The organism is Streptomyces bikiniensis (assembly GCF_000716625.1).
GTDB classification, from domain to species: Bacteria; Actinomycetota; Actinomycetes; order Streptomycetales; family Streptomycetaceae; genus Streptomyces; species Streptomyces bikiniensis.
In genome coordinates this window covers 32,360-45,839 of the sequence record NZ_JNXJ01000034.1, presented here as the reverse complement: position 1 = coordinate 45,839, position 13,480 = coordinate 32,360, and the positions used below count along the sequence as shown (strand labels likewise).

General features: G+C 74.6%; 14 protein-coding genes. 5 read left to right on the top strand and 9 right to left on the bottom strand.

Annotated features, from left to right (window positions below; genetic code table 11):
• Positions 1 to 304: 304 nt before the first annotated feature.
• Positions 305 to 2,074, bottom strand: a complete 1,770-nt coding sequence (locus tag OO47_RS24620; RefSeq protein ID WP_234323286.1) for an SDR family oxidoreductase — start codon at positions 2,072 to 2,074, stop codon at positions 305 to 307.
• A gap of 127 nt (positions 2,075 to 2,201) precedes the next feature.
• Between OO47_RS24620 and OO47_RS24615 the strand changes: the two genes are divergently transcribed.
• From OO47_RS24615 to OO47_RS24600, 4 genes are all read left to right on the top strand, one after another.
• Entirely contained in the window at positions 2,202 to 2,693 is a 492-nt protein-coding gene (locus OO47_RS24615; protein ID WP_030222025.1) for a MarR family winged helix-turn-helix transcriptional regulator, read from the top strand.
• Between the two features lie 214 nt (positions 2,694 to 2,907).
• Positions 2,908 to 5,046: an MMPL family transporter gene (locus tag OO47_RS24610; RefSeq protein ID WP_030222022.1), complete on the top strand. Its 2,139-nt coding sequence runs from the start codon at positions 2,908 to 2,910 to the stop codon at positions 5,044 to 5,046.
• Between the two features lie 77 nt (positions 5,047 to 5,123).
• Positions 5,124 to 5,714, top strand: coding sequence for a sigma-70 family RNA polymerase sigma factor (locus OO47_RS24605; RefSeq protein WP_030222020.1), 591 nt, complete (start codon positions 5,124 to 5,126; stop codon positions 5,712 to 5,714).
• A complete protein-coding gene (locus OO47_RS24600) occupies positions 5,714 to 6,472 on the top strand; it encodes an anti-sigma factor (RefSeq protein WP_030222017.1) in 759 nt (252 codons plus the stop codon). The genes OO47_RS24605 and OO47_RS24600 overlap by 1 nt, the downstream gene beginning before the upstream one ends.
• A 51-nt stretch (positions 6,473 to 6,523) precedes the next feature.
• On the opposite strand, the gene OO47_RS24595 is transcribed toward OO47_RS24600, so the two are convergent.
• The 6 genes from OO47_RS24595 to OO47_RS24570 all read right to left on the bottom strand — a co-directional run bounded on the left by OO47_RS24595 (position 6,524) and on the right by OO47_RS24570 (position 10,522).
• Positions 6,524 to 7,273 carry a DUF6230 family protein gene (locus OO47_RS24595; RefSeq protein WP_234323285.1) on the bottom strand — a complete coding sequence of 250 codons (750 nt, stop codon included), beginning with the start codon at positions 7,271 to 7,273 and terminating at the stop codon, positions 6,524 to 6,526.
• Positions 7,270 to 7,851 carry a hypothetical protein gene (locus tag OO47_RS24590; RefSeq protein ID WP_030222010.1) on the bottom strand — a complete coding sequence of 194 codons (582 nt, stop codon included), beginning with the start codon at positions 7,849 to 7,851 and terminating at the stop codon, positions 7,270 to 7,272. Before OO47_RS24590 ends, OO47_RS24595 begins: the two co-directional genes overlap by 4 nt.
• 56 nt (positions 7,852 to 7,907) lie before the next feature.
• Positions 7,908 to 8,294, bottom strand: a complete 387-nt coding sequence (locus OO47_RS24585; RefSeq protein WP_030222005.1) for a DUF6114 domain-containing protein — start codon at positions 8,292 to 8,294, stop codon at positions 7,908 to 7,910.
• The gene (locus OO47_RS24580) at positions 8,288 to 9,073 is read right to left on the bottom strand and encodes a DUF6230 family protein (protein ID WP_030222004.1); all 786 of its coding nucleotides are present in this window, start codon (positions 9,071 to 9,073) and stop codon (positions 8,288 to 8,290) included. The genes OO47_RS24585 and OO47_RS24580 overlap by 7 nt, the downstream gene beginning before the upstream one ends.
• A complete protein-coding gene (locus OO47_RS24575; RefSeq protein WP_063831930.1) occupies positions 9,070 to 9,696 on the bottom strand; it encodes a DUF6114 domain-containing protein in 627 nt (208 codons plus the stop codon). The genes OO47_RS24580 and OO47_RS24575 overlap by 4 nt, the downstream gene beginning before the upstream one ends.
• A gap of 145 nt (positions 9,697 to 9,841) precedes the next feature.
• The gene (locus tag OO47_RS24570; RefSeq protein ID WP_030222003.1) at positions 9,842 to 10,522 is read right to left on the bottom strand and encodes a DUF6230 family protein; all 681 of its coding nucleotides are present in this window, start codon (positions 10,520 to 10,522) and stop codon (positions 9,842 to 9,844) included.
• A 188-nt stretch (positions 10,523 to 10,710) separates the two neighbouring features.
• Between OO47_RS24570 and OO47_RS24565 the strand changes: the two genes are divergently transcribed.
• Complete coding sequence (locus OO47_RS24565) at positions 10,711 to 11,325, top strand: TetR/AcrR family transcriptional regulator (RefSeq protein WP_030222002.1); 615 nt, start codon at positions 10,711 to 10,713, stop codon at positions 11,323 to 11,325.
• A gap of 5 nt (positions 11,326 to 11,330) precedes the next feature.
• Here the strand turns inward: OO47_RS24565 and lepB are convergent, their stop codons facing one another.
• Together lepB and OO47_RS24555 are read right to left on the bottom strand one after the other, a co-directional pair.
• Positions 11,331 to 11,939 (bottom strand): signal peptidase I, encoded by a 609-nt coding sequence (gene lepB / locus OO47_RS24560; RefSeq protein ID WP_030222001.1) that lies wholly within the window; start codon positions 11,937 to 11,939, stop codon positions 11,331 to 11,333.
• Between the two features lie 301 nt (positions 11,940 to 12,240).
• Positions 12,241 to 13,284 (bottom strand): AraC family transcriptional regulator, encoded by a 1,044-nt coding sequence (locus OO47_RS24555; protein ID WP_030221998.1) that lies wholly within the window; start codon positions 13,282 to 13,284, stop codon positions 12,241 to 12,243.
• Between the last annotated feature and the right edge of the window lie 196 nt (positions 13,285 to 13,480).

Below are 13,480 nucleotides of genomic sequence, written 5' to 3'. Positions count from 1 at the left end.
CTGGGGTTCGGCCACCGGGCGGCGCCCTCGGGACCGGGCGCCCGGCGGGGTGCGACTGCGGGCGGTACGTCTGCGCCGCCCTTTTTCTCCCTGCGTCCGGTTCTCCCGGTGTCCGGCGTACGGATGCGGGGAGGGGAACGGGGACGACGGCCCCCGCACGGACGGGACCACGGTCCCCGCGCGAACGGGCACGACGGCTGCCGGGCGAACGGGGACGGCGGCCGCGGGCAAGCGGGACGACGCCTCCGCACGAACGAGGACGTCGGCCCCGCGCGGGCGGACGCGCACCGCCGGCGCACGGACCTCACGCGCGGGGCGGCGCGTCCCCCGCGCGGGCCGGTACGTCGCCGGAGCGGGCGACCGGCCCGTCCGCGCCCTCCGGCGACACGGGCGCACCGGCCGCCGCCGCCCGCTCCGCCGTGCGGGCGATGTTCCGCGCCATGCCGCCGAAGACGACGGCGTGGAAGGGGGCCACGCTCCACCAGTACACCTGCCCGGCGAGTCCGCGCGGGTGGAACAGGGCGCGCTGGCGGTAGCGGGTCCGGCCCCGCTCGTCGCGTTCGGAGCGCATCTCCAGCCAGGCGAGGCCGGGGAGCCGCATCTCGGCGCGCAGCCGGAGCAGGCTCCCCCGCTCGATCTCCTCGACCCGCCAGAAGTCGAGCGCGTCGCCGACCCGGAGCCGCTGGGCGTCGCGGCGGCCCCGGCGCAGGCCCACGCCGCCGACGAGCCGGTCGAGCCAGCCGCGTACCGCCCAGGCCAGCGGGAAGGAGTACCAGCCGTTCCCGCCGCCGATCCCCTCGACGACCCTCCAGAGGGTCTCCGGCGGGGCGTCGACGGTCCGTTCGCGCTCGTCGGTATAGAGGCTGCCGCCGGCCCAGTCGGGGTCGGTGGGCAGCGGGTCGCTGGGCGCTCCGGGCAGCGAGGCGGAGGACCAGCGGGTGGTGACCTTGGCCTCCTGGACCCGCTGGAGGGCGAGGCGGAGGGCGCGGCCGAAGGGGATCGGGGCGCCGGGCGGGTCGGGGACGTACTCCGTGATGTCGTGCTCGGCGCAGACCACCTCGTACCGCAGCGACTCCGCGAGCGGCCGGGCCAGGCCGGCGGGAACGGGGGTCACCAGCCCGATCCAGTGGCTGGACAGGCCGGGGGTGAGCATCGGGACGGACACGATGAGGCGCTTGGGAAGGCCGGCGACCTCCGCGTACTCGATCATCATGTCGCGGTACGTGAGGACGTCCGGGCCGCCGATGTCGAAGGTCCGGTTGACGTCCTCCGGCATGCGCGCGCTGCCGACGAGGTAGCGCAGCACGTCCCGTACGGCGATGGGCTGGACGTGGGTCCTGACCCAACTGGGCGTCAGCATCACGGGGAGGCGCTCGGTGAGGTAGCGGAGCATCTCGAAGGAGGCGGAGCCGGAGCCGATGACGACGGCGGCGCGCAGCACGGTCGTGGGGACGCCGGAGTCGAGCAGGATGCGGCCGACCTCGGCCCGTGAGCGCAGGTGCGGGGAGAGTTCCCGCTCGGGCACGCCCGCCGGGGTGAGGCCGCCCAGGTAGACGATGCGGCGGACCCCGGCGGCACGGGCCTCCTCGGCGAAGGTCCGGGCCGCGCGCCGGTCCTTCTCCTCGAAGTCACGGCCGGAACCGAGGGAGTGCACCAGGTAGTAGGCCACCTCCACGCCCTCGAACGCGGGTCGCAGGCTCTCCGTGTCGGTGACGTCGCCCCGGACGACCTCGGCCCGGCCCGCCCAGGGGTAGTCGCGGAGGTTGGCGGGGGTACGGGCCAGACAGCGCACGCGGTGGCCCGCGTCGAGCAGCTCGGGGACGAGCCGGCCGCCGATGTATCCGCCGGCCCCGGTCACGAGGCAGAGACCGGAGCCGGGGCCGGAGGCCGGGGCGGAGGCGGTGCCGGGGGCGGGGTCGAGACCGGTGCCGGAGGCGGAGGCGGAGTCGGGGCCAGGGCCGGTGCCGGGACCGGTGTCGGTGCCGGAGTCGGGGCCAGGGCCGGTGCCGGACGGCTCCTCGGAGGCCGGATCGTCCGGCGTCCGGTCGGGCGTGTCCCTGGGGTTCGTCGCCATGGCGGGGGTGCTCCGTTCCGTCCCTGGGGCGGGCTCGCGCGGGGCCCACGTGGGCGGGTCCCACGCCACTTGTTCTCCCACCATGACCCGGACGGATGCGGGAGGGCGATGTCTATAGGCTGAACGCGTGGCCCGCGAAGAAGACCGAGACGCTCCCGCCGCCCCTCCGGGCGCGGCCGGTGACCTGCACAGCTTCGCCGTCGCGCTGCGGCGGACGCAGGGCGAGATCAACCGCCTGGTGCACGGTTTCGCCCAGGCGCAGGGACTGCACCCCACGGACGTGCAGGCGCTCGCCGTCGTCCTGGACAGTCCCGAGCCGCTGACGCCGGGGCGGCTCCGGGAGCACCTCGGGCTGACCTCCGGCGCGGTGACGGCCTGTCTGGACCGGCTGGAGCGGGCCGGGCACGTCCGCAGGTCCCGGGAGAGCGCCGACCGGCGCGTGGTGCACGTGCACTACGAGGACGGGGCGCGGGCTGCGGCCCGCCGGTACTTCCTGCCGCTCGCGGAGGCGACGGCCCGGGCGCGGGACCGGTTCGACGACGACGAACTCGCGGTGGCCCTGCGCTTCCTGAACGTCCTGAACGACGAACTGGGCGCCCTGCGCGTACCGCGCCGCTGAGACGGAGGCGTCGCAGGACGGGCGCACGTCCGCCGAACGGGTGCATCCGCGCGCCCCGTCACCGCCGAAGGTCCCACGAGATCACGCCTGCGTGGTGTTCCGTGGCATCCGATCGCCCGTTCCGGGTACCCGGTCGTCCGGCCCTTCCCAGGATGGTACACACTTATCTCAATCATTGAGATTGTTAATAGCCAAGGCATAGTTCGGAGACCCGATGCCCCGCACCTCCCGCCGGACCCGCTTCCTCGTCCCCCTGGCCCTCCTCCTCGTCTGGCTCGCCGTCGGCGGCGGCCTCGGTCCCTTCGCCGGGCGGCTCGGCGAGGTCTCCACCAACGACCAGGCGGCCTTCCTGCCCCGCAGCGCCGAGTCCACCAAGGTCATCGAGGCGCAGAAGGCCTTCCGGACCTCGGAGTCCGTGCCCGCGATCGTGGTGTGGACGGCGAAGGACGGCGGGACCCTGGACCCCGGCTCGGCCGCCGGAGCCACCCGGGCCCTCGCCGCTCTCTCCGGCCGCCCCGGGGTCGCCGGGCCGCCCTCCCCCGCCCTGGCCTCCGAGGACGGAAAGGCGCTGCGGGCCGTCGTCCCGCTCCGCCCCGACCTCGGCGACGCGTTGCCGGACGCGCTCGACTCCGTACGGAAGGCGGCCGCCCCGGTGCCCGGGACGACCGTGTGGCTCGCGGGCCCCGCCGCCACCCAGGCCGACCTCTCCGGCGCCTTCTCCGGCATCGACGGACTCCTGCTCGGCGTCGCCCTGGTCACGGTGCTGCTGATCCTGCTCGTCGTCTACCGCAGCGTCCTGCTGCCCCTGATGATCATCGTGGGCGCGGTGTTCGCCCTCGGCCTGGCCTGCGCGATCGTGTACGTGCTCGCCGACGCCGACCTGGTCAGGGTGGACGGCCAGGTCCAGGGCATCCTGTCCATCCTGGTGATCGGCGCCGCGACCGACTACGCGCTGCTGCTCGCCGCCCGCTACCGGGAGGAGCTCACCGCCCCGGGCGCCGACCGGTTCGCCGCCATGCGCAAGGCCCTGCGCCGCTCCGTCGAACCGATCGTGGCCAGCGCCGCCACCGTCGCCCTCGCGCTGATCGCCCTGCTCGCCAGTGACCTGTCCAACAACCGGGCGCTCGGCCCGGTCGGCGCCATCGGCATCGTCTGCGCGGTGCTCAGCGCGCTCACCTTCCTCCCGGCGGCCCTGGTCCTCACGGGCCGCGCCGCGTACTGGCCGGCCCGCCCGAAGACCCTCCCGGAGGGCGCGGACCCCGAGGCCCCCAGGGGCGGCCGGGCCCTCTGGACGCGGATCGCCGCCGTGGTCGACCGCGCGCCCCGCAAGGTGTGGGCGATCACCCTCGCCGGTCTCCTGGCCTGCGCCGCCTTCGCGCCGATGCTGAACTCCCGGGGCGTCCCCTTCGACGAGATCTTCGTGAACGACGCGCCGTCCGTCGCCGCGCAGGAGACCCTCGGCCGCCACTTCCCGGGCGGCGCGGGCAACCCCGCCGTGATCATCGCCGACGCCGGGGCGGCGACCCGGGTGGCCGCCGCCGCGCGGGACGTCGAGGGCGTCGACTCGGCGTTCCCGGTGGACGCGACGGGCCGCCCGGCCCCCGGGAAGCCGCTCGTGGTCGACGGCCGGGTCCGGATCGACGCCACCCTCGCCGACGCCGCCGACAGCGACGCGGCACGGGAGACGATCGCCCGGCTCCGTACCGCCGTGCACGCGGTCCCCGGGGCGGACGCCCTGGTGGGCGGCTCGACGGCGCAGCAGTACGACACCCAGCGCACCGCCGCCCGGGACCGCGCGCTCATCGTTCCGGTGGTCCTGGCGATCATCCTGGTGATCCTGGTGGCGCTGCTGCGCTCCCTCGTCCTTCCGCTGCTCCTGGTCGCCACGGTGGCGCTCAACTTCGCCGCCACCCTGGGCGTCTCGGCGCTCGTCTTCGAGCACGTCCTCGGCTTCACCGGCACGGACTCCTCGGTGCCGCTGTACGGCTTCGTCTTCCTGGTGGCGCTCGGGGTCGACTACAACATCTTCCTGATGTCCCGGGTCCGCGAGGAGTCACTGCGCCACGGGGTCCGCGAGGGCGTCCGCATCGGCCTGACCGCGACCGGCGGCGTGATCACCTCGGCGGGCGTGGTGCTCGCGGCGACCTTCGCCGCGCTCGGCGTGATCCCGCTGGCGTTCCTCGTGCAGATCGCGTTCATCGTGGCCTTCGGCGTGCTGCTCGACACCCTGGTGGTCCGCTCGCTCCTCGTCCCGGCCCTGGTCCGCGACCTCGGCCCGAAGGCCTGGTGGCCGGGCGCGCTGAGCCGCCTCCCGAAGGAGGGGACGCCCGTGCCGGACACCTCGCGGACCTGACCAATCCCCCGGGGCCTCCGCTCCGAAGAACCCTTCAGGAGCAGTGCACCCGAGGCCACGCAGGAGGGCACAGGCGGATGAGAGAGCACGCACGCGTCGGAGGCGGTCCGGTCCCGGACCGGGGCGACGGGCTGCCCGAGCTGATGGACCGGGTGGCCCGCGGGGACCAGGAGGCCTTCGCCGGCGTCTTCGACCGGGTCTCGGGCCCCGTCCTGGGCGTGGTCCGCTCGGTGCTGCGCGACCCCGCGCAGTCCGAGGAGGTGGCGCAGGAGGTGATGGTCGACCTCTGGCGCTCCGCCGCCCGCTACCGGCCGGACCGGGGCTCCGTCCTGAACTGGGCGCTGACCCTCGCCCACCGCCGGGCCGTGGACCGGGTGCGCTCCGAACAGGCCGCCTCGGACCGCGCCCGGCGGGTCGCGCTGCTCGACCACAGTCCCGCGTACGACGAGGTGACCGAGGAGGTGGAGAGCCGTCTGGACCGCGAGCGGGTACGGCGCTGCCTGCGCGGCCTCACCGAACGCCAGCGCCAGTCCGTCACCCTCGCCTACTACCGCGGCCTGACCTACCGCGAGGTCGCGGAGCTGCTCTCGCTCCCGCTGGGGACCGTGAAGACCCGGATGCGCGACGGGCTCATCCGGCTCCGCGACTGCCTGGGGGTGACCGCGTGATGACCGCCGACGAACTGCACACGCTGACCGGTGCCTACGTCCTCGACGCCCTGGAGACGGACGAGGAGCGGGAGGCGGTCGAGCGGCACCTCGCCCAGTGCGACACGTGCGCGCACGAGGTTCGCGAGCTCTCCGAGACGACCGCGCGCCTCGGCCTGGCCGTCGCCGCGCCGGTCGACCCGGCCCTGCGCGCCGAAGTGCTGCGCCGGATCACGGACGTCCGCCAACTCCCGCCCGCCACCCGGCCCTTCGGCCGGACGCCGGGCGGTCCGCAGGGGCTGCGGCGGCTGCCCCGCTGGGCGCTCGCCGCCTCGGTCGCCGGTCTGGTGGCGCTCGGCGGGGTCGCGGGCTGGCAGTACGAGCGCGCGGAGGAGGCCGACCGGCGCGCGGCGGTCGCGGAGGAGCGCGCGGAGGCCGTGGCGGCCGTGCTCGCCGCGCCCGACGCCCGGGTCTCCACGGCCCGGCTCGCGGACGGCGCGGTGGGCACCCTCGTCCACTCCCCGTCCCTGGACCGGGCGGTGTTCGCCGCGGCGGGGATGCCGGCGCCGCCGCCCGGGAAGGTCTACCAGCTCTGGTACGACGACTCCGGGACGATGCGGCCCGCCGGTCTGATGACGCCGGGCGCGGCGACCTCGGCGGTCCTCCTGGAGGGGCCGGCGAACCGCTCGGCCGGCATCGGCATCACCGTGGAGCCGGAGGGCGGTTCGCCCCGCCCGACCTCGGACCCGGTGGCGACGATGGCGATGCCGGAGGCGTGAGGGCCGGGGCGCGGCGGCCGCGGACCGGGGGCGGCCGCCGCGCTTCCCGCCTCACGGCGTCCCGGGCGTCCCGGTGGGCGCCGGCGGGGCCGGGCAGGCGACCGAGCCCGGCTTCACGGACAGCTTGAGCCTGGGGGTGGTGAGGAGGCCTGGGAGCTGGAAGTCCTGGGCGGTGCCCACGATCCGGTCGAACTTGGCGTAGCGGGCCTGGATGCCGAAGCGGTGCTGCGGGCTGTTCAGCGGGTTGTCGACGTACGCCCCGGAGGAGTCCTTGACGGTCTTCACGTCGGCGCCGTTGGTGTTGAGGTCCACGATGCCGTCCATGTCGAGGACGCCGGTGGCGTTCTTCAGGTCGAGGACGGTGTTCTTGGTCCTGATCTCCCAGGAGCCGGGGTTGTCGTCGCCGAGGACCAGCATCAGGGTGTACGTGGCTCCGCCGATCTGCTGCTTCTGGCTCAGGCACAGGCCGTTGATCATGCCGTCCGCGAAGCCCATGCGGAGGACCCGCACGGTGCCGGCCGAGCCGTCGGGCCGCACGACGGCCTGGTCGACGACGGCGGCGCCGTACTGCGTCCCGTACAGGCTGCTGGTGGTGAAGTCGACGGGCCGGTCCTGGATCTGGAGGCCGACGGCGAGGGCGCCGGTCGCCATGGCGGTGCCGAGGCCGCCGGCGGCGAGGAGCGCGGGCACGGCGACGGCGAGGGACCGGCGCCAGTGCGTGCGGCCCTCCCGTGCGGAAGCGACCTCCACGGGGACGTCCTCCTCCGGGCTGCGGCTTTCGGGGCTCGTGGCGGGGCTCATGGGGAGGTCACCGTGATGGTTCCGGGAAGGTGGACGGGGTTGTCGGTGGAGTTGAGGGCCGCGTGGTCGTCGACGGTCCGGATCGCGTAGATCTCCCCGGAGAAGTCCTCGGCCCCGGCGGTCAGCGGGATGATGGAGCCGAAGAAGTCGAGGAGGCCCTGCACCCCGCAGATCTTGACGAGGACGCGGAGGCAGACGTTGGTGATGTTCCCCCACATCGTCGTCGTCTCGGGCTTCCCCGCGCTGTCGTAGCCGCCGAGCGAACCCTCGTTCGGCACGTCGATGGTGACGGTGTGTCCGTTCGCCTTCTGGACCACGTTCATGTGCGAGCGGATCTTGAGCTTGGTGAAGGTGTACCGGTTGGTCGTCCGGGTCGTGCCGTCCGAGAGCCGGATGGTGACGTTCTTGTCGACGGTCAGCGAGACGGCGACCATGCTGTCGATGGTGACGCGCAGCGGGTCCGGGGAGGGCAGGAAGGGGACGCCGAGGGGCTGGACCGCGGCGGGCGCCCCCGACGCGCTGCCCGGCTGCCCCGACCAGACGGCGGTGGCGACGGCGAGCACCAGGGCGGTGCCCACGGCGACCGGCTTCCGCCGCGCGGCGCCCCTTCCGCGTGCCCCGCGCGCCCCGGCCGTCACCCTTCCACCGCCCTGCGGCGCGGGCGCTTGACTCCCCAGCCCACCGTCATGGAGCCGCCGAGGACGCCGAGGACCATGCCGAGCAGGAAGCCGCCCAGGTTGGAGACGACCAGCGAGACGACGGCGAGGACCGCGCCGATGAGTCCGAAGGTGTACCGCTGGGCGGGCAGCGCCATCGGGATGAGGCCGCACAGGATCATCCCGCCGCCGACGAGGTAGCCGGCGATCCCCCCGAAGCCCGTGCTCACGATCAGCTGGAGCGAGCTGAGGGAGAACTTGAGGACGGTCCAGCCCCCGGCGACCAGCCACACCCCGCCCCAGAAGGGGCGGGTGCGGCGGAAGGCCCGGAACCACGCCCACGCGGCCTTCAACCGGCTCAGCACGTCGTGGCCGTTCCGGGGACGACCTTGATCTTCAGGTCGGGCAGGACGAGCGCGCCCGCCATCTCGGCGTCGTACGCGGTGGCGTTGAGGCCGTGCAGCTTGATGGAGCTGCCGCCCTCGCCGCCCGCGGAGCCGAGTCCGAACCCGCCGGGCAGCGCGCCCGTGAGGGGCTTGCCGGCGACGGTGACCTGGTCGGCGGACTGGCCGAGCACCGCGTTCTGGAGGGTGGTGGGCCCGTACGCCTGGAGTTCGGTGGCCTGGATGTAGAGGTTCGAGGCGTCGATGTCGGTGGTGAAGGTCCCGGGCGGGGTGGCCGTCACCTTCTGACCGCCGGTCAGGAGCAGCGAGTACGGGACGCCGGCGATCTTCTGGTGGACGATGCCGCACAGTCCGGCGAGCCCGGCACTGGCGAAACCGACGCGCGCCATGGCGGTGTTGGTGGTCGTGGTGCCGTCGGGGCGCCCGACGGCCGGGGTGTTGACGATGGCGCCGAAGCCGCTGCCCTGGACGCCGTTGGAGGTCAGGGTGAAGGGCTCCCCGGTGACGCTGAAGTTGGCGGCGAGCGCCCCCTGTGCGAGCGCCGTGCCGAGGGCGCCGACGGCCAGGGCGGAGGGGACGAGGGCGAGCGCGCCGCGTCCCCAGCGGGTGCCGCGGCGGGTGTCGTCGGCGGCCTCGGCCAGCATCCGGGTGTTCCAGTCGGCGGCGGCGCGGGCGCCGGCCGTGCGCATCCGGGTGAAGGACTTGCCGAGCCCGCGGGCGCCGGAGATGAGGTGGTTCATGCGGTTCCGCTCCCAACGGACACGGGGGGTACGGGGGTTTCGGCGGCCTTGCGGTCGCGGGCCGCCCGGTCGCGGCGGAGGAGGCCGCGGGACCGCTTGGCGGGCTTCTCGGGGAGCCAGGCGAAGGCCATGGAGCCGCCGAGGACCGAGAGGAACATGCCGACGAAGAGGCCGCCGAGGTTCGACAGCGGGAAGGAGGCGACGCCCGCGATCACCGCGAGGACGCCGGCGGTGTGGCGCTGGCTCGGCAGCAGGAGGATGAGCAGCGCCATCGCCATGAGGACGATCCCGCCCGCCATGCCCGCGATCCCGCCGACGCCGACCTGGAGGATCTTGCCGAGGGGGGCCATCGGCAGGAAGAAGATGACGAAGCCGCCGATCCCGGTCCAGACGGCCGCCCAGAAGGGCCGGGTGCGGCGCCAGTGGCGGAACGCCGCGCGGGCACCGCGCGGACGGACGGGCACCGCGGTCCCCTCGGAGAGGGCGGTTACCTCGGCGAAGGCGGTCCCCTCCGGAGAGGCGGAGCCCTCGGGGGAGGCGGTCCCCTCGGTCGGCCGGGTCGGCCGGGTCGGCCGGGTCGACCGGGTCGGCTCGGGCGGGTCGGTCGGCGGATCGGTGCTCATGGAGGCCTCGCAGCGGTGGGTCGGGGAGGTACGGGAGCGGGGGCGGGTTCCGGGGGCGGGGCCCCGCGCCTTCCGGGAGGCTCGTACGGCTCCGGAAGGCGTGGGGCCCGGCCGGTGGGGCGGCGGTGCGCCGGGGCCGTACGGCTCAGCAGCCCTTGTCGCCGTGGGCGATGCCGATCGCCAGGTCGGGCAGGGTGATCGCGCCGGAGATCGTGGCGGCGTTGGCGTCGGCGTTGAGGTTCTTGATGTCCGTCCGGCCGCCGGTGGCGTCCAGACCGAACTGGCCCGGAGTGCCGTCGGTGATGCCGGTGCTCTTGATCCCGTCGCTGTCGGCGGCCGCGCCGATGACGTTCGGGCTGCCGTCGGAGGCGTGCAGGGTGGCCGTCGACGCCTTGAGCGCCTGGGCGTCCAGGACCAGCTTGTTCGCCTGGAGCCCGGCACCGGCGACGAGCTGGTCGCTGGTGAGCGGGGTCGCGGCGGCCGGCGAGGAGATGTTGAGCGACCAGGTGCCGAGGCTGCCGATCACCGGGAGGTTGACCGACTGGACGGCGTGGACGCAGATGCCGTCCAGGCCCGCCTTGGCGAGGCCGACCTCGGCGGCGCCCTTCGGCCCGCCCGCGTCGACGGTGTGCATGACCGCGCCGATGCCCTGGGGCGCGGCCACCGTCTTGGAGCTGAGGGTGAAGGGGACGCTCGTCAGCGAGAGGTTCGCGGCGAGGGCGCCCTGGACCATCGCCGTGGCCATGGCGCCGATCGCCACGGTGGCCGGCAGGGCCAGGAACGCCGATCTGCGCCAGCGGGTGACCCCTCTGATCTCTTCCTGCATGTGCTCTCCAACCGTCGTCCCGCACGTGCCGCGCGGGTGGGGATGTGAACACAGCCGTGCGTCCTCGGCCGGATGGTCGGAGACGGGTGACACTTTGCGGCTGCATGTTCGAGAATTGGACACTCTCTTATGGAGTGTCAACACTTCGGACCATCCTGGGGAGAATTCCTCTGGACTAGGCTTGGCCGATGCCACGGTTCAGGGAGACGGTCCGGACACTGCTGCGCGAGCGCCTGCTCGACGCGGCGTACGAGGCGGTCGCGGACCGCGGCTTCGACAAGCTGCGCATGGCGCACCTGGCCGGCGCGGTCGGTGTCAGCCGGCAGACCCTGTACTCGGAGTTCCCCTCCAAGGAGGCGGTCGGCGAGGCCCTTTTCCAGCGCGAGCTGGAGCGCTGCCTGGTCGGCATCCAGGCGGGCCTGGACGCGCACCGGGACGACCTGCGCGCGGCCGTCGAGGCGGCCGTCGGCTTCACGCTCACGCTGGCCGGCCGGAACCCGCTGATCCGGGCCATGCTGACGAGCACCGGCGAGGACGGACTGCTCCCCTATCTGACGACCCGGTCGGCGGCGGCGTTCGCCACGGCCACGGCCATGGCCGACGCGTACGTCGCCGAGGCCTGGCCCGCCGTCGATCAGGTGGCGCGCGAGCTGGCCGTGGACGCGGCGGTGCGGCTGACCGCGAGTCACATCGTGCAGGCCACGGCCTCCCCCGAGGAGTCGGCCCGGCGCATCGCGGACACGGTGGTCAGGGTCGCCCTGAGCACGGGCCGCGAGGAGCTTCCGCCGGGCCCGGCGGAGTAGCCGCCTCAGGGGCTCGGCCCCCGGTACTCCTCCAGGACGGGCCGGTTGCCGATGTCCGGGGACGTGGAGACGGGGTAGGCGCGCACGCCGACCCTCCCCTCGATCCGGTCGATCTCGCCCCAGCCGTACGCCCGCGAGTCGTCCGACAGGTCGGGGTTGTCGCCCAGATAGAAGAACGAACCCTCGGGGACGGTCCGCAGCTCGGCCCGTGCCGAGCGGGTGCCCTCCGGGGTGCAGCAGGCGCCCGTACGGTGGGCCTGCGCGGCCCATTGGGGCGCCGCCACCCGGCGGAGGGGCCCCTTGCCGCCCTCCTGGAGCAGTACCTGGAAGGGCTCGTCCGGCGTGGAGACGATCGCGACCCGGTCGCCGGGGAGTCCGATCACCCGCTTGACCATGAGGGTGTCCTTGTTCGTGGCCCGCAGCAGCACCACGTCGAACCGGCGGGCCTCCCCGGCGGAGCCCGGGGCGGCGAGGACGCGGTCGCCCCGGTGGAGGGTGGGGGCCATGCTGGTGCCGTCGACCCGGATGCCGAGGGCGGTGACGGCCACGCCCGCGAGGAGGCAGAGCAGGACTCCGGCCCCGAGGACGGCGCCGGCCGCCCGGCGCGCGCTCATCGGCGTCGGGTGGGGTCCGGGGGCCGCACGCCGCCGGACCGGTCGGTTTCGGTCATGGCGGGACGGTAGGCCGGGCGGCGGCCGTCGGCCGTGACCGTACCGCTCAGGGTTGTTGACCGGACGGACCGAACGGACCGGAGGAACCGTACGGACCGAGCGGACCGAGCGGACCGGATCGACCCGAGGGAACCGGAGGGACCGAACGGACCCGGAGGGACCGTACGGACCGAGCGGACCGAGCGGACCGGATCGACCCGAGGGAACCGGAGGGACCGAACGGACCCGGAGGAACCGTGCGGGGCTACCCCCGCCCCCTCCCCTGGTACGCGCGGGGCGTCTCGCCCGTCCAGCGCCGGAACGCCCGGTGGAACGCGCTGGGTTCGGAGAATCCGAGCTGCCGGGAGAGCCGCTCGATGGAGACCCGGCCGCCGGCCAGCTCGGCGAGGGCGTGGTCCCGCCGCACCTGGTCGCGGAGGCGCTGGTACGTCGTCCCCTCGGCGGCGAGCCGGCGGCGCAGGGTCTGCGGGCTGACGGAGAGCCGGGCGGCGAGCTGCTCGGGCGTCGGCACGGGCCCGGCGGGCAGGGCACGCCCGATCAGGTGCCGCACCCGGCCGGTGACCGTACTGCCGTAGTCGGCGGAGACGAGCACGTCGACAGGGGCGCGGCGCAGGAAGACCTTGAGCGCGGCCCCGTCACGGAGGACGGGTTCGCCGAGGTCGGCCCGGTCGAAGACGGCGGCCGTCCGCCCGGCGCCGAAGACGCAGGGGGCGCCGAACAGGAGGTCGTACTCCCGGGCGTGCCGGGGCTCGGGGTGGACGAACTCGACCCGGCGCAGGCCGATCCTGCGCCGGATCAGCCAGCCGGCGAAGCGGTGGGCGACGAGGACGGTGGACTCGGCGCCGAAGTGGAGGGGGTCGTCGTACCCGGAGACGTCGAACTCCAGCCGGGCCTCGTCGGCCCCCTCTTCGCCGGGGGCCTCCTCGCCCGGAACGGGTTCCACGAGCCGGAAGCGCGGCCCGGCCGGGAAGAGGGAGTAGAAGGTCTGGGCGCGCCGGAGGGCCTCGCGCAGGTCCCGGCTGCCGTGGACCACGGCGTGGGCCATCATCGCGAAGGTGCCGACCTTGCTCGGCGCGCCGCCGAAGCCGATCAGCTCGTCGTCCAGGGTGGCCCACAGCGTCCTGACGAGCTGCCCGAACTGCTCGGCGGGGACCCGGGCCCGGGGTTCCTCCAGGAGCGCGGAGGGCAGCCCGGCCCGGGCGAGGAGCGGCCCGGCGGCCACTCCCCGCCGCTCGGCGCCGAGCAGTGCGGCCCGCACGTGGTGGGAACTGACCGATCGTGTCGGCACGCGCGTCGCCTCCGTTCCGGCCGCGTCACGCCCCGGGCCTCCCGAAGCTAGACACTTTCCTCGAAGGATGTCCAGGTTCGGACATTCTACTGAGAACTGTAAGGCGCTGAATCGCAGAGCTGAACCGCAAGGCGCTGAACTGCAAGGCGCCGACCGGCCTGTTGTGGGCGCTGGACCGCGAGGCGCTTCGCTTCGC